The sequence below is a fragment of the Streptococcus mitis genome (assembly GCF_023109235.1).
Taxonomy (GTDB): domain Bacteria; phylum Bacillota; class Bacilli; order Lactobacillales; family Streptococcaceae; genus Streptococcus; species Streptococcus mitis_DA.
This window is the reverse complement of the sequence record NZ_JALDUC010000001.1, coordinates 151,839-175,305: the sequence shown is the minus strand read 5'-3', so window position 1 is coordinate 175,305 and position 23,467 is coordinate 151,839. Positions and strand designations below refer to the sequence as shown.

Here is a 23,467-nt window from a genome sequence, read left to right as displayed (position 1 = left end):
TATATCAAAAGTTAGTCACTTAATAAAGCCTTGCGAACTAGGTTAAAGGCATGCATAACCGCAATGTGACGTACATCTGCTCGACTTCTACCTCCAATATTAACCTTGATGACCTCAGTTCCTTGCTCTTTAGCCAAGCCTATGAAGACTGTCCCAGCTGGGTGCCCTTCTAGGCTGTCTGGCCCTGCTACTCCAGTCAAACTAAGGCCAAAATCTGACTGGGTCTTGCTTCGTGCCTGCTCAGCCATCTTCTGGGCTGTATATTCAGACACCACACCATGTTCTTCCAAATCCTTGGCAGGAATATCCAACATCTTTGATTTTTCCTCCAAGCTATAGGTCACGAAACCACCCTTAAATATACTTGAAGCTCCTGAAAAATCGGCCACAGTTGCTTGGAAAAGACCTGCCGTCAAACTCTCTGCAGCCGTGATGGTTTTCCCTTGCTTTTTCAGTTCTTCTACCACAATACTGGCCAAGCTGGACTCTTCCCCATAACCATAACAAAGTTCTCGTAAAGAAAGACCTTCAAAAGTCTGGTAGTTCAAGATTTGATTTTCCAAAATATCCAACGCTTGATTCGCCTCTTCTCGACTGCTAGATTTTGTTGACAGACGCAGAGTGACTTCTCCTGTCTTGGCATAAGGGGCTAAGGTTGGATCTGTTTGATTGTCAATTAAATCAGCCAAAATGGTCACCAACTGACTTTCGCCAATTCCAAAGAAACGAAGAACTCGGGAATACAGCTTGCTTCCTGTCATCAACTTAGGTAGAAGGTGATTTAAGACCATAGGCTTCAATTCACTTGGTGGACCTGGAAGGACAACGTAGGTCACTCCTTCGACTTCTAATATTCCTCCCACAGCCAGTCCTGTTTCATTTGGCAGCGGAGTCGCCCCTTCTACAAGTTGAGCTTGTCTTTCATTATTCGGTGTTCGGGCATAGTCTGGTCTCTGGGCAAAAAAGACATCCAACTTCGCCTGTGCCTGAGGATCGAAGACTAATTTTTTCCCTAAGAATTTAGCCAGGGTTTGTTTGGTCAAATCGTCCTCAGTTGGCCCCAAACCGCCTGTCAAAATCAGCAGGCTGCTACGTTGACTGGCAATCTCAAGCAGGGATAAGAGACGAGCTTCATTGTCTCCTACAGCCGTCTGAAAATATACATCTACCCCAATCTCTGCTAGTTTTTCCGACAAAAACTGAGCATTGGTATTGACAATCTGTCCTGTCAAAATCTCTGTTCCAACAGCAATGATTTCTGCTTTCATGTTTCCTCCTACCTATCTATTCGTATTTTTTTGAAAAAATCGCAGGAAATTTCCCACGATTTTAACTATAAAATAGATTATTCTACATCTTCTTGATTTATTGTATTATTAATCGTACCTGTTCCCAAACCGGTATTATTTCGATTTCCGAAAATATCTTCATATAAGACAGCATTTGTCTCTAACTCTGTCACCTTCGGTTTATCAAGTGAGGTTCTCAAAAGATTCTGGATTTCTAACAAATGGTTAGCAGTTACAATTTGATAAGATGTCCCTTGCAATTCGGCATCTTCTCCTCGTAATTGTTGAGTTTCAATCGTTTTAAACGAGTCCTGGTAACCTAACAAGCTTGGAATACTTTTCGCAGATAGATCAATATTAGTCTGCATATTGGTACTTAAGGCTTTTAGGATAGATTGATAGTGACTAACACTATTCAAGCTAAGAACTTTTTCAACAACCTTTTGAATGACTTCACGCTGACGCTTCTGACGTCCGTAGTCCCCTTCTGGATCCTGGTAGCGCATGCGAGAATAAACAAGCGCTTCTTCTCCATTTATTGTCTGCTCTCCAACACCGATAGAAATGGTGTTAAATTCCTCTTGGTCACTGATAGAAATCGGGAAACCTAGTGTATTATTAACCGTAATCCCGCCCACTGCATCTACCAATTGTTGCAAACCTTGCATATTGACCATAATATAGCGGTCAATATGGATATTCATCATCCTTTGAATCGTTGAGATAGCTAATTCTGCACCTCCTCCAGCATAAGCTGCGTTCAGTTTCGCTTCTTCGATTTGACCATCTTTATGCTGAATTTTCGTCAAAATATCTCTCTCTAAACTCAACATCATAGTCTTTTTCGTATGCGGATTAACCGTCAAGAGAATCATAGAATCACTATTCCCCTCCCAAGGGTCAGTTCGTTCAACGTTTCCAGTATCAACCCCCATTAAAAGGATCGTTAAGGGTTCAGTCGCCTCAATAACATTGGTTTCTTCCCCAATCTTTTTATAGGTTTTTGATAAGGTTTGTGTACCTTGCTGATAAATGGTATAAGCAAAGACACCCACACCCAAAACTGTCACAGCTAGAAAAGCTAGCACCATTCCAATAATTTTTTTAACCATATTTCTACTAATCTATCAGTTTACCCATCAAGTAAACATCGATAAATTTCCCTTCTTCTATGTACGCACCGCGCTCTTGTCTACCTTCAATTACAAAGCCATATTTTTGATATAGATGAACTGCAGCTTGATTACGAGTTTGGACAGTTAGTTGAAGTCGACGAAGAATACCACTAGCTTGTGCCCACTCTATCGCTTCTTCTATCAACAAACTTCCCAATCCATTATTCCAATATTTCTTACCAATCACAATAAAGAGATCTCCAATATGACGAACTCTCTTACGTTGATCAGCTGTGATATTTACAAGACCAGCAATTTCATCATTCAGCAAGGCCAGTAAAGTGATTTGATTTTCCGAGTGAGCCTGTTTATCCAAAAACGACTCCATCTCAGTATCTGTCATCAAAATACCATCCCTGTCCAGACTAGTAAAATCTGTTTCTACACTAACACGATTTAAAAATGATACTAACTCAGCCGCATCTTCAATTTCTGCTTCCCTAATGAGCAACTCATACTCCATGTTGAAGCTCCTCTAAGAGTTTTTCTGCACGCAAACCCTTGGCTTTGAAGTTTAATCTGCGACCATCTTCCTCTTTTAGAATTTCTAATTCTAAATAAGTATCTGGCAAGGCATCACCTAAAAGATGTCCCCACTCGATGACAGTTACCCCACCACCAAAGAGAAACTCATCTAAATCAATAGAATCAGCATCCCCCTCTATACGATAAACATCTAGGTGGTAAAGTGGAAGACGACCTTCATACTCTCTTACGATAGTGTAGGTTGGACTCTTAATCATCTGAGAAATATGTAATCCTTTAGCAAGACCTTTTGTAAATGTCGTTTTGCCTGCTCCAAGTTCACCAGTTAAAATTAAGACATCATTCTTTTCTAATAAATAGCCCAAACGTTCACCTAAGGACTGTAACTCTTCTTCGTTTTTAGTGTACATGTTTCTATTATACCAAAAAGTTGTCCTTTGTCTAGGTATTATCTATGAATTCCATATTATAAATTGTAAAACTAGAACTATCTCTTTTTTTGTTCTTAAAATAGAAACAGTAAGAAGACAACTAACAAGATATCTCTCATCAAATGACTGTAAAATGAAACTTCCCAGCGAATGACTTTTGGCACCAACAGTCCTAGAAATAGCATCCCCAAGGCAATATAAAAGGTCATGGACAATAGCATCCAAGGATTTCTGAGAAAGATTAGAATAGCTAGTCCACTAATAAAACAGATTTCCTTCTTTCCCAAAAACTTTTTCACTCCATTTACATACTTCTGAATCGGCAGAAAAACTAACAAATCAATCCCAAATAAGAAAAAGAAACTCGGTAGAAAGGCTTCCACAAATCCTTCTACGGATGTATTTCCTGCAAGGATATGTTCTATGACAATTAAAGCTAAACCCAAAATATTTACTAAGAGCAAGAGACTATACAAGAATTGTTGCTTATCTTCCTTAAAAACTGAATAAGATTGATTTCCCTGCCCTCTATAATAGTTTAGCCCTGCACCAATACTGGCAAGAAGCAACATGCCAACTAAATAATAGAAGCAGTTTTGATTTAACATCAAGGCCCAAGTAGATAAACTTAAACAAGAACAGCTGCTAAGACCAAAAACTGTCAGCAATAACAAAACTCGAATTTGCTTTTTCATTTTTTCCATCATTCTTCCTCCATACTTGCTCTTATTATATGCTAGAAAGCCTCACCATTGCTAGAATATTTCTCAACTGTCAGTTTTCTACTCTAAAATGCAAAAAAGTTTGACGCAAGTATCCCTTACATCAAACTTTTACTATTTCTCTTCAAACCAAAGAGCAATTTCTCGCTTAGCTGACTCTTCTGAATCTGAACCATGCACAACATTTTGGATAACCTCATTTTCTCCAGCAGCTTTTGCAAAATCACCTCGAATAGTTCCTGGTAAAGCTTCTTCTGGACGAGTTGCACCCATCATAGTCCGCCAAGTTTCAATTACTTTGGGACCAGAAATGATACCTACAAGAACCGGTCCTGAAGTCATAAATTCACGAATCGGTGGGTAAAAACTTTGACCAACCAAGTCCTGATAGTGCTGATCAATTAACCCTTCTGAAACCTTTGTACGCAACTCCAATTTTTCGATTGTAAATCCACGTTGTTCGATGCGTTTCAACACCTCACCCACTAATCCTCTTTTTACACCGTCTGGTTTAATGATAAAAAATGTTTGTTCCATACCTGTCTCCTTTGTCAGCTTCTTTCTTTTATACTCTTCGAAAATCTCTTCAAACCACGTCAACGTCGCCTTACCGTAGGTATGGTTACTGACTTCGTCAGTTCTATCCACAACCTCAAAACAGTGTTTTGAGCTGACTTCGTCAGTTCTATCTACAACCTCAAAGCAGTGCTTTGAGCAACCTACGGCTAGTTTCCTAGTTTGCTCTTTGATTTTCATTGAGTATTATTTTACCACATTTCATGGAAAAATGGAGAAAGTTTTCAGAAAAGAGAAAGAGAACCCGAAGGCTCTCTCATTCTCTTTTATTCTACTGTTTCTTCCACAGTTTCAACGGCAGTATCCACAACTACTTCTGTTATTTCTTCATCCCCTTCTTCCTCTACTGGAGGATTAAGGTATTCTTCTTCGTTGATAGCATGTGGTTCAAGGTTACGGTAACGGGCCATACCAGTACCAGCTGGGATGATCTTACCGATGATAACATTTTCCTTAAGTCCAAGGAGATGGTCTTTCTTACCACGGATAGCCGCATCAGTAAGGACACGAGTTGTTTCCTGGAAGGAAGCCGCTGACAAGAAACTATTTGTTTCAAGTGAGGCTTTGGTAATTCCCATAAGAACTGGGCGACCTGTCGCTGGAACTCCACCTGCAATAAGGACATCTTTGTTGGCATCTGTAAAGTCATTGATATCCATGAGGGTACCCATGAGAAGATCTGTGTCACCTGGATCCATGACACGGACTTTACGGATCATTTGACGAACCATTACCTCGATATGTTTGTCACCGATTTCTACCCCTTGGCTACGGTAAACTTTTTGTACTTCACCGAGAAGGTAAGTTTCAACTGACAAGACATCACGAACTGCAAGGAGACGTTTTGGTTGGATAGAACCTTCTGTAAGAGCAGCACCACGCGCTACTTGGTCTCCAACTTCAACACGCATACGAGCTGTAAATGGAACGACGTATTCACCTTCGCCAGTTTCACCCTTAACAAAGACTTTCTTAGTACGAGTTGATGCATCTTCTTCGATAGCAGTAACTTGTCCTTTAACCTCTGTGATAACCGCTTCCCCTTTAGGATTGCGGGCTTCAAAGATTTCTTGGACACGAGGAAGACCCTGAGTGATATCGGTATTTGAGGCAACCCCACCCGTGTGGAAGGTACGCATTGTAAGCTGTGTACCAGGTTCCCCGATAGATTGGGCAGCGATTGTACCAACTGCTTCACCAACTTCAACCGCATCACCAGTCGCCAAGTTGATACCGTAACAGTGACGACAGACACCATGACGAGTGTTACATGTAAATACAGAGCGGATAGTCACTTCTTCCACACCAGCATTAACAATTTCACGCGCCTTGTCTTCTGTAATCAACTCATTTGGACCAATAATCACTGCACCAGTTTCTGGATGTTTAACAGTTTTCTTAGTGTAACGACCATTGAGACGCTCTTCGAGTGACTCGATCATTTCTTTTCCTTCTGCGATAGAGCGGATCAAGAGACCACGGTCAGTTCCACAGTCGTCCTCACGGATGATAACGTCTTGGGCAACGTCAACCAAACGACGTGTCAAGTAACCTGAGTCGGCTGTCTTAAGGGCCGTATCGGTCATACCTTTACGCGCACCGTGAGTTGAGAAGAACATTTCGAGTACTGACAAACCTTCGCGGAAGTTTGAAAGGATTGGCAATTCCATGATACGTCCATTCGGAGCAGCCATCAGACCACGCATACCGGCAAGCTGTGAGAAGTTTGAGATGTTACCACGGGCTCCAGAGTCCATCATCATAACGATTGGGTTCTTAGGATCTTGGTTGGCAATCAAGCGTTTCTCAAGTTTTTCACGGGCAGCACGCCATTCAGCTGTAACAGCATTGTAACGCTCGTCATCTGTGATCATACCACGACGGAATTGTTTTGTGATTTGTTCTACACGTTTGTGTGATTCTTCAATGATTTCAGCCTTGTCGTCAACGACTGGGATATCGGCAATACCCACTGTCAATCCTGCAAGAGTTGAGTGGTGGTAACCGAGGTTCTTCATACGGTCAAGTAGGGCAGAAGTTTCTGTCGTACGGAAACGTTTGAAGATTTCAGCGATGATATTTCCAAGGTTTTTCTTCTTGAAAGGAGGGTTAAGTTCAAGATTGCTGATAGCTTCCTTGATATCTCCACCAAGTGGCAAGAAGTATTTAGCTGGAACGCCTTCTGTCAAGTTGGCATTGTTTGGTTCTTGCAAGTATGGTAGACCCTCTGGCATGATGTCGTTGAAGAGGATTTTACCAACTGTTGTAAGCAAGACCTTGTGTTTTTGCTCTTCTGTCCAAGGTTTGTTGAGGCTGTCTGTTGCAATACCAACACGTGAGTGAAGGTGAACATAACCATTACGGTAAGCCATAACCGCTTCATCACGGTCCTTGAAGACCATTCCTTCACCTTCACGACCAGCTTCTTCCATGGTCAAGTAGTAGTTACCCAAAACCATATCCTGAGATGGAGTAACAACTGGTTTACCATCTTTCGGGTTCAAGATGTGCTCAGCAGCTAGCATCAAGATACGAGCTTCTGCTTGGGCTTCTTCTGAAAGCGGTACGTGGATGGCCATTTGGTCCCCGTCAAAGTCGGCATTGTAGGCTTCACAGACAAGCGGATGTAAGCGAAGAGCCTTACCATCAATCAAGACTGGCTCGAAGGCTTGGATACCCAAACGGTGAAGGGTAGGTGCGCGGTTCAAAAGTACTGGGTGTTCTTTGATCACTTCTTCAAGGATATCCCAGATACGCTCATCTCCGCGTTCGACCAAGCGTTTAGCAGCTTTGACGTTTTGCACAATATCACGGGCAACGATTTCTCGCATAACGAATGGTTTAAAGAGCTCAATCGCCATTTCACGTGGCACACCACATTGGTACATCTTAAGCGTTGGACCAACGGCGATAACGGAACGTCCTGAGAAGTCAACACGTTTACCGAGCAAGTTTTGACGGAAGCGTCCTTGTTTACCTTTAAGCATGTGGCTCAATGATTTAAGAGGACGGCTACCTGGTCCTGTGATTGGACGACCACGACGACCATTGTCAATCAAAGCGTCAACCGCTTCTTGAAGCATACGCTTCTCATTTTGAACGATGATACCTGGTGCATTCAACTCAAGCAAACGAGCCAAACGATTGTTACGGTTGATAACACGGCGGTAAAGGTCATTCAAGTCAGATGAGGCAAAACGGCCACCATCCAACTGCAACATTGGACGAAGATCTGGTGGAATAACTGGAAGGATGTTGAGAATCATCCATTCCGGTTTGTTTCCAGATTTGTAAAAGGCATCCAAAACATCCAAACGACGGATAGCTTTGACACGTTTTTGTCCAGTAGCTGTTTTTAACTCTTCTTTGAGTTCAGCAATTTCTTTTTCAAGATCTACTTGTTTTAAAAGGTCTTGGATGGCTTCGGCACCCATCTTGGCAACGAATGATCCATAGCCATACTCACGCAAGCGCTCACGGTATTCGCGCTCTGTCATGATAGACTTGTGCTCAAGTGGTGTATCCTTAGGATCAATCACCACATAAGCCGCAAAGTAGATAACTTCCTCGAGGGCACGAGGGCTCATATCAAGGGTCAAGCCCATACGGCTTGGAATCCCCTTGAAGTACCAGATGTGAGATACAGGAGCTTTCAATTCGATATGCCCCATACGCTCACGACGAACTTTTGTACGCGTTACTTCAACCCCACAACGGTCACAAACAATTCCTCTGTAACGAATGCGTTTGTACTTACCACAAGCACATTCCCAGTCTTTTGTAGGACCAAAGATAACTTCATCAAAGAGTCCTTCACGTTCTGGTTTCAAAGTACGGTAATTGATTGTTTCAGGTTTTTTGACTTCTCCATAAGACCATGAACGGACTTTGCTTGGAGAAGCTAGGGTGATTTGCATACTTTTAAAACGATTTACATCAACCACTATTTCTTCCCTTTCTATTCTAAGTGAACTGCTTATTCTTATTCAGCAGCTTCTTCTGTTGCTTCCGCTTTTGTTGCTTTCTCAGCTTCTTCAGCTTCAAAGGCTGCTTTAGCCTCTTGTGCTGCTTTTTCGCGGGCTTTTTCAAGGTCATCTACGTGGATGACATCTTCGTCCATTCCTTCATCCAAGTCGCGAAGTTCCACTTCTTGGTCATCTTCGTCTAGGACACGCATGTCAAGACCAAGAGATTGCAATTCTTTGACAAGAACTCGGAAGGATTCTGGAACACCTGGTTTTGGAATTGGTTTTCCTTTTGTAATGGCTTCATAAGCTTTCAAACGTCCGTTGATATCGTCAGACTTGTAAGTCAAGATTTCTTGGAGGACATTTGAGGCACCGTAGGCTTCAAGAGCCCAAACCTCCATCTCACCGAAACGTTGTCCACCAAACTGAGCTTTACCTCCGAGTGGTTGTTGGGTAACGGTTGAGTAAGGTCCGACTGAACGCGCGTGCAATTTATCATCAACCATGTGGTGGAGTTTGATCATGTACATGACTCCGACAGAAACACGGTTATCAAATGGTTCACCAGTACGTCCATCGTAAAGGATCGTTTTGGCATCGCTATCCATACCTGCTTCTTTAACAGTTGACCAAAGGTCTTCTGAACTTGCTCCGTCAAAGACTGGTGTTGCGATGTGAATACCAAGAGTACGAGCAGCCATACCAAGGTGAAGCTCCATAACCTGACCGATATTCATACGTGATGGCACCCCAAGTGGGTTCAACATGATATCGACTGGAGTTCCGTCTGGAAGATAAGGCATGTCTTCTACAGGAACGATACGAGAGACAACCCCTTTATTTCCGTGACGTCCGGCCATCTTATCTCCAACCTTGATCTTACGTTTTTGAGCGATGTAGACGCGAACCAGCATATTAACACCTGATTGCAATTCATCTCCATTTGCACGTGTAAAGATCTTAACATCACGAACGACACCATCAGCACCGTGTGGTACACGAAGAGAAGTATCACGTACTTCACGTGACTTGTCTCCAAAGATAGCGTGTAAGAGACGTTCTTCAGCTGAAAGGTCTTTCTCACCCTTAGGTGTTACTTTACCTACAAGGATATCACCTTCTTTAACCTCGGCACCGATACGGATAATACCCATTTCGTCAAGGTCTTTAAGGGCATCTTCACCAACGTTTGGAATTTCACGAGTAATTTCTTCAGGCCCAAGCTTTGTATCGCGTGTTTCTGATTCGTATTCTTCAAGGTGGACAGATGTGTAGACATCGTCTTTAACCAAGCGTTCGCTCATGATAACAGCATCCTCGAAGTTGTAACCTTCCCAAGTCATGTAGGCAACGATTGGGTTTTGTCCAAGCGCCATTTCTCCATTTTCCATAGAAGGTCCGTCAGCAATGAAATCGCCTTTTTCAACGACATCGCCAACTTTTACGAGAGTGCGTTGGTTGTAAGCAGTACCTGAGTTTGAACGACGGAATTTTTGGATGTGGTAAACGTCCAATGAACCATCTTCACGACGAACTTCTACCTTGTCAGCATCTGCATAGGTAACTTTACCGTCATACTGAGCAATCACAGCAGCTCCTGAATCGTGGGCTGCTTGGTATTCCATACCAGTACCAACGTAAGGTGCTTTAGGATTAATCAATGGTACAGCCTGACGTTGCATGTTGGCTCCCATAAGGGCACGGTTGGAGTCATCGTTTTCCAAGAAAGGAATACATGCTGTCGCAACGGCAACTACCTGTTTTGGTGATACGTCCATATAGTCAACAACATTAGCTGGATACTCTTGGTTGACCCCTTGGTGACGACCCATGACAACTTTCTCAGCAAATGTTCCATCTTCATTCAGACGAGAATTAGCCTGTGCTACAGTAAATTCATCTTCTTCATCGGCTGTCAACCAAACGATTTCGTTCGTAACAACACCTGTTTCACGGTCAACTTTACGGTATGGTGTTTGAACAAAACCATATTTGTTCAAGTGTCCGTAAGATGACAAGTTATTGATCAAACCGATGTTAGGTCCTTCAGGTGTCTCGATTGGACACATACGACCGTAGTGAGTGTAGTGCACGTCACGTACTTCATATCCAGCACGGTCACGTGTCAAACCACCAGGCCCCAAGGCTGACAAACGGCGTTTGTGAGACAACTCAGAAAGTGGGTTGTGTTGGTCCATGAACTGTGACAACTGTGATGAACCAAAGAATTCTTTAACCGCAGCTGTTACAGGACGGATATTGATAATTTGTTGTGGTGTCAAGACTTCGTTATCTTGAACAGACATACGTTCACGGACATTACGTTCCATACGAGAAAGTCCAAGACGTACTTGGTTAGCAAGCAATTCACCAACCGCACGGATACGACGGTTTCCAAGGTGGTCAATATCATCTACACGGCCAAGTCCTTCAGCCAAGTTGAGGAAGTAACTCATCTCAGCAAGGATATCTGCAGGAGTGACGATACGAACCTTGTCATCTGGATTAGCATTACCGATGATCGTTACAACACGGTCTGGATCAGTTGGAGCAACAACCTTGAATTTTTGAAGAACAACTGGCTCAGTCACAACAGCTGCATCATTTGGAATGTAAACAATCTTGTTCAAATCACCATCCAAATGGCTTTCAATGCTTTCAATCACACTACGAGTCATGATTGTTCCAGCTTCTACCAAGATTTCTCCTGTTTCAGAGTCTACCAATGGCTCAGCAATAGTTTGGTTAAGCAAGCGTGTTTTAACATTGAGTTTTTTATTGATTTTGTAACGACCAACTGCTGCTAAATCATAGCGACGTGGGTCAAAGAAGCGTGCCACAAGCAAGCTACGTGAGCTTTCAGCAGTCTTAGGCTCACCTGGACGAAGGCGTTCGTAAATTTCTTTCAAGGCTTCGTCTGTACGAGAGTCCATTGGGTTCTTATGGATATCTTTTTCAACAGTGTTGCGAACCAATTCGCTATCACCAAAGATATCAAAGATTTCATCATCACCTGAGAAACCAAGCGCACGAACCAATGTCGTAAATGGAATCTTACGAGTACGGTCGATACGAGTGTAGGCGATATCTTTTGAGTCGCTTTCAAGTTCCAACCAAGCTCCACGGTTAGGGATAACAGTTGAACCGTAGCCCACTTTACCGTTTTTATCAACTTTATCGTTAAAGTAAACACCTGGTGAACGGACCAACTGAGAAACGATAATACGTTCACCACCATTGATGATGAAAGTACCCATTTCTGTCATGATTGGGAAATCACCAAAGAAAACTTCTTGGGTCTTGATTTCGCCTGTTTCTTTATTGATCAAGCGGAAGGTTACAAAAATTGGTGCTGAGTAGCTAGCATCGTGGATACGAGCTTCTTCTAGCGTGTATTTTGGTTCCTTGATTTCATATCCAACAAATTCCAACTCCATTGTGTCTGTGAAGTTTGAAATTGGCAATACATCTTCAAACACTTCCTTAAGACCATGGTCTAGGAAATCTTTGAATGAGTCAGTTTGAATTTCAATCAAATTTGGTAAGTCAAGAACTTCTTTGATTCTTGAAAAACTACGACGGGTACGATGTTTCCCGTATTGAACGTCATGTCCTGCCAAGATGATTCTCCTTTGTAAATAAGTTCCAAGCCTTGTCAATCAGGCTTTTCTAATCGTCATATGGTTTTAAAAACCCCTATCACCGTGTCCTCTTGATAAATTTTCAGAATCTTTAAGTCTTTGTTACAAGTACTCAAAATCCTGAAAAAAAGCACAAAAAGAGCAGCTAAATCTGACTTTTTCAGAAGATTTAACTGCTGTGAGCCTTGTCTGGACAATATTTCAGACAAAACCTACGACAAATGATTACTCATATTATACCTTATTTAGCTAGATTTTTCAAGGGGATTGATGAATTTTTGACAAAATCTTTTCCTATAAGAAATACTGGCTTAATCGTAACAAAATTTGTTGCGATTTTTTCTTTTATTTTAATTTTAGGAAAACGCTTGCATCTTATTTTACTAAGTGCTATACTGATGATAGAAATTTATTGATTGGAGAATCATTATGAGAAAAATACCATCTCAAACTGAGAAAAAAATGGTCTACAGCATCCGTTCCCTCAAAAATGGAACTGGTTCTGTCCTTATTGGAGCAAGCCTTATTCTGCTTGCCATGGCTACACCAACTATCTCAGCAAACGAAAATACACCAACCACTAACGAACCCAGCAACAGAAATACGACCTCCCTTACTCAACCTCTTACTGATGCAACAAACATCGCTGGCAAGAACGAAAGCGATTTTTCTTCACCCGATAGTGCAAACGCTTCCCTAAAGAAAACAGAAGAAAAACCTGCAACAGAGCCAACTACTCCTGCTGCAACTCCCGCCGATTCAGCCCCACAAACCGGACAAGATCGTTCAAGTGAACCAACTACTTCTACGAGTCCAGTAACGACTGAAACTAAGGCAGAAGAACCAATAGAAGACAACTACTTCCGTATCCATGTCAAAAAGCTTCCTGAAGAAAACAAGGATGCTCAAGGACTATGGACTTGGGACGATGTTGAAAAACCATCTGAAAACTGGCCTAACGGAGCCTTGTCCTTCAAGGATGCCAAAAAAGATGACTATGGCTACTACCTAGATGTCAAATTAAAGGGAGAACAAGCCAAGAAAATTAGCTTCCTCATCAATAATACAGCTGGGAAAAATCTAACCGGCGATAAATCAGTAGAAAAACTGGCACCAAAGATGAATGAGGCTTGGTTGGACCAAGATAACAAGGTTTTCTCTTACGAACCACAGCCTGCAGGAACTATTCGTGTCAACTACTACCGCACAGATGGCAACTATGACAAGAAGTCTCTCTGGTACTGGGGAGATGTGAAAGAGCCAAGTAGTGGTGAATGGCCTAATGGAACAGACTTTACGGCTACAGGCAAATATGGTCGCTATATCGATATTCCACTCAAAGATGCAGCTAAAGACCTTGGATTTTTATTACTAGACAGAAACAAACAAGGAGACGATGTGAAAATCCGTAAAGAAGATTATAAGTTCACAGATTTAAAAAATCATAGCCAAATTTTCCTAAAAGACGATGATGAATCGATTTACACAAATCCATACTATGTCCATGATATCCGTATGACAGGAGCCCAACACGTAGGCACTTCTAGCATTGAGAGTAGTTTTTCAACACTTGTCGGTGCTAAAAAAGAGGATATCCTCAAACACTCCAACATCACTAATCACCTAGGAAATAAAGTAGCTATCACCGATGTTGCAATCGATGAAGCTGGTAAGAAAGTGACCTACAGTGGAGATTTCTCGGACACAAAACATCCTTATACCGTGAGCTACAACGCTGACCAATTCACTACCAAAACAAGCTGGCGTCTGAAAGATGAGACTTATAGTTATGATGGCAAACTTGGAGCTGACCTAAAAGAAGAAGGAAAACAAGTTGATTTAACCCTTTGGTCACCAAGTGCTGACAAGGTTTCTGTCGTTGTCTACGACAAGAATAACCCTGAAAAAGTGGTTGGAACTGTCGCTCTTGAAAAAGGGGAAAGAGGAACTTGGAAACAAACTCTAGATAGCACAAACAAACTCGGAATCACAGATTTCACTGGATACTATTATCAATACCAAATCGAACGTCAAGGTAAAACTGTTCTTGCACTCGATCCTTACGCTAAGTCCCTCGCTGCTTGGAATAGTGACGATGCTAAGATTGACGATGCCCATAAAGTGGCTAAAGCCGCCTTTGTAGATCCAGCCAAACTCGGACCTCAAGACTTGACTTATGGTAAGATTCACAATTTCAAGACTCGTGAAGATGCCGTTATCTACGAAGCTCATGTGCGTGACTTTACTTCAGATCCTGCCATTGCAAAAGACTTAACCAAACCATTTGGTACCTTTGAAGCATTTATTGAAAAACTAGACTATCTCAAAGACTTGGGTGTAACCCACATCCAGCTCCTTCCAGTCTTGTCTTACTACTTTGTCAATGAATTGAAAAACCATGAACGCTTGTCTGACTATGCTTCAAGCAACAGCAACTATAACTGGGGATATGATCCTCAAAACTACTTCTCCTTGACTGGTATGTATTCAAGCGATCCTAAAAATCCAGAAAAACGAATCGCAGAATTTAAAAACCTCATCAACGAGATCCACAAACGTGGTATGGGAGCTATCCTAGATGTAGTGTATAACCATACAGCCAAGGTCGATATCTTTGAAGATTTAGAGCCAAACTACTACCACTTTATGGATGCTGATGGGACACCTCGCACTAGCTTTGGTGGTGGACGCTTGGGGACAACCCACCATATGACCAAACGACTCCTAGTTGACTCTATCAAATATCTAGTTGATACCTACAAAGTGGATGGATTCCGCTTCGATATGATGGGAGACCATGATGCAGCTTCTATTGAAGAAGCGTACAAGGCCGCACGCGCCCTCAATCCACACTTAATCATGCTTGGTGAAGGTTGGAGAACCTATGCAGGTGATGAGAACATGCCTACTAAAGCTGCTGACCAAGATTGGATGAAACATACCGATACAGTCGCTGTCTTTTCAGATGACATTCGTAACAACCTCAAGTCTGGTTATCCAAACGAAGGTCAACCTGCCTTTATCACAGGTGGCAAGCGTGATATCAACACCATCTTCAAAAATATCATTGCTCAACCAACCAACTTTGAAGCTGACAGCCCTGGAGATGTCATCCAATACATCGCAGCCCATGATAACTTGACCCTCTTTGACATCATCGCCCAGTCTATCAAAAAAGACCCAAGCAAGGCTGAGAACTATGCTGAAATCCACCGTCGTTTGCGACTTGGAAACCTCATGGTCTTGACATCTCAAGGAACTCCGTTTATCCACTCTGGTCAGGAATACGGACGTACTAAACAATTCCGTGACCCAGCCTACAAGACTCCAGTATCGGAGGATAAGGTTCCAAACAAATCTCACTTGTTGCGTGATAAGGACGGCAATCCATTTGACTATCCTTACTTCATCCATGACTCTTACGATTCGAGTGATGCTATTAACAAGTTTGACTGGACTAAGGCTACAGATGGAAAAGCATATCCTGAAAATGTCAAGAGCCGTGACTATATGAAAGGGTTGATTGCTCTTCGTCAATCTACAGATGCCTTCCGACTTAAGAGTCTCCAAGATATCAAAGACCGTGTCCACCTCATCACTGTCCCAGGCCAAAATGGTGTGGCAAAAGAGGACGTAGTAATTGGCTACCAAATCACTGCTCCAAATGGAGACATCTACGCAGTCTTTGTCAATGCGGACGAAAAAGCTCGCGAATTTAATTTGGGAACTGCCTTTGCCCACCTCAGAAATGCTGAAGTTTTAGCAGATGAAAACCAAGCAGGGCCAGTAGGAATTGCCAACCCGAAAGGACTCGAATGGACTGAAAAAGGCTTGAAATTAAATGCCCTTACAGCTACTGTTCTTAGAATCTCTCAAGGCGGTGCCATCGTTGCCCCAGCTGTGGAAGAAAAACCAGAATTTGACCTTTCTAGCTTAAAACAAGAACAAGGGCAATATAATATCCAAGACAATATGTCAAACCGAGTAGTCAAACCGGAACAGCAAACTCCAGCTCCACAAACTAAACCTGATTCTGCAAAACCAGATGCAAAAGTAGCTGATGCAGAAAATAAACCTAGCCAAGCTACAGCTGATTCACAAGCTGAACAACCAGCACAAGAAGCACAAGCATCATCTGTAAGTGAAGCTGTTCAAAACGAATCAGTAGAAAACCCTAGCAAGGAAAATATACCTGCGCCTCTAGCTAAACAAGCTGAACTTCCAAATACAGGAACCAAAAACGATCACAAACTCCTGTTTGCAGGAATTAGTCTCCTTGCCCTTCTAGGTCTCGGGTTCTTACTAAAAAACAAAAAAGAGAACTAAACTAGCCCTCCTATAGAACAATCCCCCAAGCATTAAAGCTCGGGGGATTAATTTTTGCCCTGATAATCCTATCTGTCAAATCATATATTCCACACTATAGGTCGCATCCGAGAGTATTCGTGCCAAAAATTGCTTGGTTCTTTCTTCTTTTGGACGACTAAAGAAATCATGGGCATTATTTTCTTCAACAATTTTCCCACCATCCATAAAAATGACATGGTTGGCTACATCTCTGGCAAAACCCATCTCATGAGTCACTACTACCATAGTAACTCCTTCTTTAGCTAACTGTTTTAAAACATCTAAAACATCTCCTACCAACTCTGGATCCAAGGCCGATGTCGGCTCATCTAATAAAATGACCTCTGGTTTCACAGCGATGGCACGCGCAATGCCAATTCGTTGTTGCTGGCCTCCAGAAAGCTGAGAAGGATAATAATCTTTATAAGCTAGTAAACCAACTTTTTCTAAGGCAGCTTCCGCACGTTTGGTTGCTTCTTCCTTAGGAATTTTCCGAGCAATAATCAAGCCCTCCAAAATATTTTCCAAGGCCGTTTTATTAGCAAATAAATTATAATGTTGAAAAACAAAGGCAGTCTTCTGGCGAATTTCTAAAATATCTTTTTTGGTCAATTTGCCAAGATCGTATTCTTTATCAGCAAGCTTCAAAGAGCCACTATCGGCTTTTTCTAAATGATTGAGACATCTGAGAAAAGTCGTTTTACCTGATCCAGATGGCCCCAATATTACAACCACATCCCCTTGGTTGACCTTGAGATTAACATCTTCTAGGACTTGTCTGTCTCCAAATTTTTTTGCAACATGTTCTACTTGTAACATTGTCTCCTCCTATGCTAAACCTGTACGGGGCACCACTTGTCCCTGTTCTCTTCGAATATAGCGTTTCTCTAAGATTGAAAAGCCCCATTGAATCAATCCGCAAATAAGAATGTACTGTAAAAAGATCACAAAATAGGATTCAAAATACTGATAACCATAAGATGCTTCAACACGGGCAATAGCTGTAATATCCTTAATGGTCATCACAAAGACCAAAGAGGTTCCTTTTACAATATTTATAACTAGATTAGCCAGATTGGGCAGGGCTGATCGCAAGGCCTGTGGAAAAATAATCCTCACATAAGCTTGACTAGTGGTTAAGCCAATCGCTTGTGCAGCTTCTAATTGTCCCTTATCCACAGTCAAAATAGCCGAACGTAAGATTTCTGATAAACTACCTGTCGTCATCAAACTATAGATAATAAAAGCATAATAGATCGGATTGAGTTTAAAGATATCAACATCACTTCCTATGCTTTTGAGAAATTGATTGAGCAAACTCGGAAACAAACTATAAAAGAAAAGAATCAGCAAAATCGGAGGTGTTGCTCTTATAAAAGCTAGATACACGAGAGAGAAAGTTCGAACACCTTTGACTTTATATATTTGTCCCAGAGCTAAAAACAAGGCTGGTAGAAAACTTAAGACCATGGCTACAATCATGATAATCAAGGTGGTCGGTACCCCTTTTAAGGTCTCTAAAAAGGTTTTTGCAATATAGTCTAAATCCATATCCTATCTCCCTTTCGTTTCCAAAGATTTTTCTAACAAGCGACTCAAGAAGGAAACAGCTAAGGCTACACCCCAATAAAGAATGGCAACCGCTGTATAGGTTTCAAGAGAGTAATTCCCCAAATTACGACTGATTAAGAGATTCCCAGCCCCCATGACATCCACAAAACCAATCGTATATGCTAGGGCAGCGTCCCGCATCAAATTTAGAATAGCGGTCGTCATATTTGGAAGAGCCACTTGAAAAGCCTGAGGAAAAATGATTCTCCAAAATGTCTGACTAGGGGTCAGACCAATACTGACTCCAGCTTCCATCTGACCTTTGGGAATTGCCTGATAAGAAGCCTTAAACACTTCTGCAATGATAGCCGCAAATAGCAAGACCATGGTGAATAAGACGAAGACCGTCTTAGACCAGTTGTTGATATCTAAATTCAACCACCATTTTAAAAATTCAGGTAAACCATAAAAGACAAGGAATAGTAAAACAATAGGAGGAGTACAGCGAAGAGTGAAAATATAACCCTTAGAAAGACCTGCAAAAGTCTTATCTTCTCCCACTTGAGCCCAAGCCAGTAAGCCACCGAAAAGGGAACCGAGGATTGTAGTAAAAAAGAGAATGGACAAGGTCATCGGAAGAGCCTGCCATAAGGTTGGTAAAAATTGGAACACTCTTGAAAAATCATATGAAACCATATAAACCTCTTTCTAATACTCAATAAAAATCAAAAAGCAAACTAGCCGCAGGTTGCTCAAAACAGTGTTTTGAGGTTGTGGATAGAACTGACGAAGTCAGTAACCATACCTACGGCAAGGCGACGTTGACGCGGTTTGAAGAGATTTTCGAAGAGTATAACATGCCTGATTGTTCATCTAATCTTTATCAACGTAGCTAAAGACGTCTTCTTTAAAGTATTTTTGAGAAAGCTTAGCTAAAGTACCGTCTTCTTTTAATTCTTTAATCGCTTTTTCATACTCTTTAGCAAACTTCTCACCCTTTTCATCACGGTGAATTAATGGATAGGTTGGAATTCCTTTATAAGGGAACCAACTAAGTTTGTCCGCATATTGGTGGTAAGAACCATCCTCTGCTGTCACTGCTTTTTCAAAAGACAACTTGATATCAAAGAAGGCATCATATCGTCCTTCTAAAACCCAAGCATAAGCATCTGCCACCTTGAAGGATTCAGCAGCTGTCAACTCAATTGGTGTATCCTTATGCTTCTCGTTATAACTATTGATGACATTCCACTGGGCATTTTGAGGAGAGATGGGTACTAATTTTCCTTTATTTTTGGCAAAATCATCAATATTCTTATATTTGGCTTCATCTTCTTTTCTAACAGTAAAACCAATAATGCTGGCTCCTACTGGCTCAGATGGAATAATAAATTTCTTAGCCCGTTCATCTGTATACCAAGCACCTTTAGTTCCAATATCGTACTTGCCAGACTCAAGTCCAATCAAGAGATCATCATCACTAGTTCCAGTATACTCAAATTTATAATCTGCTAATTTCTCATCAACCGCCTTTAAAACAGCGACTTCATAACCATCTGATTCCCCTTTTTCGTCAATAAAATCATAAGGGACATAGTTTTGAGTATGGGCAACTTTTAAAGTTGTTACTTGTCCAGATGAAACTGCATCTGCACCTTTAGCAGATGCTCCCGCCAAAGTTCTACCAATAATCGTTGCTCCAAGCACTGCCGCAACCGCAACTCCACCAATAATCCATGTTTTCTTACTCATATTCTTCTCCTTTATTTATCTAATGCCTCTCTCACCCACTGGATACGCTCCACTGCAATATCACTCGGAATGGTACAATCTGCTCCAAGTATGAAGCCCTCTTTTCCTGTTTCTTCTACCAATCGTTTGGTTTCAGCTTGAATTTCTTCCTTACTGCCTCGATAAAGAAGGCCATCTTCACCGTTTTCAAATCCTCCCAGAACAGCACGACCCTTGAAAATCTCACGACCTTCTTTTAGGCTAATTCCTTCTGGACCAACTGCCCAGTTAAAAACATGAGCTGGATAGTCGGCAAAGATATGAATATCGTTTCGAGCTCCTTCATAGCCACAGATATGAAGGATATTTACCCCACCAACCGACTTAGCCGCTTTTAAAACAGTCAGTTCACTCGGCGCAATAATCTCCTGATAGGCTTCAGCAGAGACACGCGCATCCTGAATACTTTGCACACTGAGATAAATACCGTCTGCTCCTGCATCTTTAATAATAGCTTGACTCAAGCTAGCGATATCTTGCGCAATCACATCAAGGACTTTTTTCAATTTCTGAGAATCTTGAACTAAGAAATCTGCAATGAGATCATCTCCACCAGACACTTCTCCAAGTAACCATTTGAGGTAGGTCACAGGCGCAAAAATATTGTAAATAGCAACAATATCTTCCGTAAACTCCTGCTTAATCTTCTTCACTAATTCTACCTGCTCTCTAATCCACGGATGATCTTCACCCAGAGGTTGAATCTCTGCCAACTCTTGGAGTGACTTTCCTTTGGCAATAACTGGATTTGGATAAGCAAAATAGCCATCACTCATCAACTTGATAAAGTCTGGATGTAGGTCACGGATAAAACGTTTGTGACCTTGTATGTTCTTTTCAATAATCACAGGATTGGAAAATCCCTTTAACCATTCCTCTTCTGATGTAAAGTGGTGCCAAAAACCTACAGGTACACGGTCAACCACTTCTCCTCTAAATGCTTTTAAAACCCATTCTCTTTTTTCTGACATCTCTATTCTCCATTTCTTTCTTTTTCAACTAATAAAACACTGGCAATATCATTGGTTTGAATAAAGCGAAGACTTCTCTTCTGAAAATCCTGAATCCCATGACAACTTGGCCCTTCCTTACAAGTAAGTCCCTTTGTAAGACTGATCGCAAGTAAGATGACAAAGCCGAGGGCCGTCCCTACCAATAGCCACTTTTTCCTTTTCATAATGCCCTCCTATTCTAAAATAGCAGCCTGACGAATCCAGTCCAATCGTTCTAATTCAAAGTCATCTGGAACCGTGCAATCCGCTCCAAGAAGGACTCCTCTAGTCCCAGCTTCAGCCAACAAGCGTTTGGTTTCCTCTTGTAGTTTAGCCTTGCTACCTCCATAAAGCAGGCTCTGCTTTCCATTTTCAAAACCACCCAAGACCGCTTTGCCATGAAATAGCTCCTGACCTTGAGGTAAGCTGACTGCTTCATGGTGGGTTGCCCAATTGAAAACTTGGGCTGGATAATCTTTGAAAATAGTCACATTGTTACTGGCACCTTGGAAACCGCAGATATGCAGGATATTGACCCCACCTGCCTGATTAGCAGCTTCTAAAACCTTTATGTTGCTTGGCTCAATATAGGTCTGATACAATTCTGCTGTGATGCGCTCATCCTGAATTTCTTGTGTACTGAGGTAAATCCCATCTGCTCCACAATCCTGAATGATTGCCTTGGTTAGGATTGCGATATCCTCAGCTATTACATCTAAAATCTCCCTGAATAGCTCTGGATTTTCGAGTAATAGATTAGCAACCTCCTTATCACCTCTAGAAGTCTCTGTACGAAACCAACGTTTCAGGTAGGAAATCGGAGAAAAGATATTGTAGAATGAAGCAATGTCCTCAGTGAAGGTTGCTCGAATAGCTTCTACCACTTCTACTTGTTGCTGAATCCAAGGATGGTTTTCACCAATCGACTCAATAGAAGCCAGCTCCTGAATACTTGAAACCAAAGGACTGTAGACATTACTTGGATAAATGAAAAATCCGTCACTCATCATTTTGACAAAATCAGGATGAATTCTTTCAACGTACTTCCGATGTCCCTCTACACTTTTTTGAAAGATACGTGGGTTATTTAAACCTTGCCCTTTTTCCTCCAGTGTTACAAAATGAAACCAAAAGCCTACAGGAACTCGTTCCACCTCTTCTCCTCGGATGGCTTTAAAAACTAGCTCTCTTTTACTTGTCATACTTTTCTCCTTCCATTTGGATTGAAACCATCTTACCACTCCTTTTGACCTTTTCCCAATATATATTGACTATCGACTTGATTGATATTGTTTATATCAATAACGAAAAAATCTCTGGAAAGCTTGATTTTACTAGCTTTTCAGAGATTCTTTTTTGTTTATTGCTTTTTTAAAATAGTTGTTATATAGATTTTTTATCAGCCTGATTAGGATTTTTTATTAAGCCTCTTTCATGGCAAAATAAGCCCGTACTTTGGGTACAACTTGTGTACCGAAGAGTTCAATAGCTCTCAGGACTTGTTCATGAGGCATAGAACCAAGAGGTAGGTGCAACATAAAGCGATCCAAACCTAAGTCTTCAATCATGCGAATCAATTTTTCGGCCACCTGATCTGAATTGCCCACAAACATAGCACCATTTGGCCCAACTTGCTCCAAATATTGCTCATAACGCAATTCCTGCCAGTGCGGACGGTCTTTGGAAATAGCATCCACCACTTGCTTAGTCGGATGGAAATAATCTTTTACAGCCTGCTCACCATCTTCAGCAATCCAACCCCAAGAATGAGCTCCAACCTTTAGTTCCTGACTGGCATAACCCGCTTCGCTTCCAATCTCACGATAAGCCTGAATCAACTTTTTAAAATAACGCGGATTGCCACCAATAATAGCATAAACAATCGGTAGACCAGCCTGAGCAATCTTCACAGTTGATTCGACATGACCACCTGTCGCTATCCACAAGGGCAATTTGTCCTGAACTGGACGAGGATAAACTTCTTTGCCAGAGATTGTTTGGGTCAATCGACCTTGCCAATCTAGTTTTATCTTTTCATTGACTAATTGAAGCAAGTCTAATTTCTCATCAAAAAGAGCTTCGTAGTCTTTCAAATCATAGCCAAACAAGGGAAAAGATTCCGTGAAAGAACCCCTTCCGGCCATAATCTCCGCACGTCCATTTGACAAAGCATCGATAGTGGCATATTGTTGGAACAATCGAATCGGATCCATACTTGAGAGAATGCTGACTGCACTGGTCAAACGAATCTTCTTGGTATTGACTGCCCCAGCTGCCAGAACAATCTCTGGCGCAGATATCGCAAAATCCGCTCGATGGTGCTCACCAATCCCATACACATCCAAACCAACCTTGTCAGCCAGTTCAATCTCTGCCAGCAACTGGCGAATGCGTTCAGCATGACTGTAAGTTTGCCCAGTCCCTTCAAGCTCCGTTGTTTCTCCAAATGTTGAAATTCCCAATTCTACCACAGTGATTCTCCTTGTCTATTCCGGTCC

The 23,467-nt window shown here is 41.7% G+C and carries 17 protein-coding genes; 1 reads left to right on the top strand and 16 read right to left on the bottom strand.

The annotated features are described in order from the left end of the window. Positions 1-11: 11 nt before the first annotated feature. The 8 genes from M1F55_RS00890 to rpoB form a co-directional block, all read right to left on the bottom strand. Positions 12-1,268 carry a competence/damage-inducible protein A gene (locus M1F55_RS00890; RefSeq protein ID WP_049501826.1) on the bottom strand — a complete coding sequence of 419 codons (1,257 nt, stop codon included), beginning with the start codon at positions 1,266-1,268 and terminating at the stop codon, positions 12-14. Between the two features lie 77 nt (positions 1,269-1,345). Continuing rightward, on the bottom strand, positions 1,346-2,401 hold the full coding sequence (gene lytR, locus M1F55_RS00885; RefSeq protein ID WP_004256717.1) for a glycopolymer--peptidoglycan transferase LytR: 1,056 nt from the start codon (positions 2,399-2,401) through the stop codon (positions 1,346-1,348). A gap of 7 nt (positions 2,402-2,408) precedes the next feature. Continuing rightward, complete coding sequence (locus M1F55_RS00880; RefSeq protein WP_024056774.1) at positions 2,409-2,927, bottom strand: GNAT family N-acetyltransferase; 519 nt, start codon at positions 2,925-2,927, stop codon at positions 2,409-2,411. Then, positions 2,917-3,360, bottom strand: a complete 444-nt coding sequence (gene tsaE, locus M1F55_RS00875; protein WP_024056773.1) for a tRNA (adenosine(37)-N6)-threonylcarbamoyltransferase complex ATPase subunit type 1 TsaE — start codon at positions 3,358-3,360, stop codon at positions 2,917-2,919. The genes M1F55_RS00880 and tsaE overlap by 11 nt, the downstream gene beginning before the upstream one ends. Before the next feature lie 95 nt (positions 3,361-3,455). Beyond that, the gene (locus tag M1F55_RS00870) at positions 3,456-4,085 is read right to left on the bottom strand and encodes a hypothetical protein (protein WP_024056772.1); all 630 of its coding nucleotides are present in this window, start codon (positions 4,083-4,085) and stop codon (positions 3,456-3,458) included. A 132-nt stretch (positions 4,086-4,217) separates the two neighbouring features. Next, positions 4,218-4,640, bottom strand: a complete 423-nt coding sequence (gene ndk, locus M1F55_RS00865; protein WP_004239114.1) for a nucleoside-diphosphate kinase — start codon at positions 4,638-4,640, stop codon at positions 4,218-4,220. Positions 4,641-4,945: 305 nt separating this feature from the next. Next, positions 4,946-8,623 carry a DNA-directed RNA polymerase subunit beta' gene (gene rpoC, locus M1F55_RS00860; protein ID WP_033685568.1) on the bottom strand — a complete coding sequence of 1,226 codons (3,678 nt, stop codon included), beginning with the start codon at positions 8,621-8,623 and terminating at the stop codon, positions 4,946-4,948. A 38-nt stretch (positions 8,624-8,661) separates the two neighbouring features. Further along, entirely contained in the window at positions 8,662-12,267 is a 3,606-nt protein-coding gene (gene rpoB, locus M1F55_RS00855) for a DNA-directed RNA polymerase subunit beta (RefSeq protein ID WP_247932100.1), read from the bottom strand. 450 nt (positions 12,268-12,717) lie between these two features. On the opposite strand from rpoB, the gene M1F55_RS00850 reads away from it, so the two are divergent. After that, positions 12,718-16,614, top strand: a complete 3,897-nt coding sequence (locus M1F55_RS00850) for a pullulanase (RefSeq protein WP_247947077.1) — start codon at positions 12,718-12,720, stop codon at positions 16,612-16,614. A gap of 75 nt (positions 16,615-16,689) precedes the next feature. Here the strand turns inward: M1F55_RS00850 and M1F55_RS00845 are convergent, their stop codons facing one another. The 8 genes from M1F55_RS00845 to M1F55_RS00810 all read right to left on the bottom strand — a co-directional run bounded on the left by M1F55_RS00845 (position 16,690) and on the right by M1F55_RS00810 (position 23,440). After that, on the bottom strand, positions 16,690-17,454 hold the full coding sequence (locus tag M1F55_RS00845; RefSeq protein WP_004256702.1) for an amino acid ABC transporter ATP-binding protein: 765 nt from the start codon (positions 17,452-17,454) through the stop codon (positions 16,690-16,692). 9 nt (positions 17,455-17,463) lie between these two features. Continuing rightward, positions 17,464-18,186, bottom strand: a complete 723-nt coding sequence (locus M1F55_RS00840) for an amino acid ABC transporter permease (protein ID WP_033686286.1) — start codon at positions 18,184-18,186, stop codon at positions 17,464-17,466. Positions 18,187-18,189: 3 nt separating this feature from the next. Further along, positions 18,190-18,882: an amino acid ABC transporter permease gene (locus M1F55_RS00835; protein WP_004256697.1), complete on the bottom strand. Its 693-nt coding sequence runs from the start codon at positions 18,880-18,882 to the stop codon at positions 18,190-18,192. 177 nt (positions 18,883-19,059) lie between these two features. After that, complete coding sequence (locus tag M1F55_RS00830) at positions 19,060-19,938, bottom strand: transporter substrate-binding domain-containing protein (protein ID WP_023946740.1); 879 nt, start codon at positions 19,936-19,938, stop codon at positions 19,060-19,062. Positions 19,939-19,949: 11 nt separating this feature from the next. After that, positions 19,950-20,948, bottom strand: a complete 999-nt coding sequence (locus tag M1F55_RS00825; protein WP_049499508.1) for a uroporphyrinogen decarboxylase family protein — start codon at positions 20,946-20,948, stop codon at positions 19,950-19,952. 2 nt (positions 20,949-20,950) lie between these two features. After that, a complete protein-coding gene (locus M1F55_RS00820) occupies positions 20,951-21,154 on the bottom strand; it encodes a hypothetical protein (protein ID WP_084947831.1) in 204 nt (67 codons plus the stop codon). 9 nt (positions 21,155-21,163) lie between these two features. Next, entirely contained in the window at positions 21,164-22,171 is a 1,008-nt protein-coding gene (locus tag M1F55_RS00815; RefSeq protein WP_023946744.1) for a uroporphyrinogen decarboxylase family protein, read from the bottom strand. A 219-nt stretch (positions 22,172-22,390) separates the two neighbouring features. Continuing rightward, a complete protein-coding gene (locus M1F55_RS00810; RefSeq protein WP_049542595.1) occupies positions 22,391-23,440 on the bottom strand; it encodes an LLM class flavin-dependent oxidoreductase in 1,050 nt (349 codons plus the stop codon). Positions 23,441-23,467: the final 27 nt, after the last annotated feature.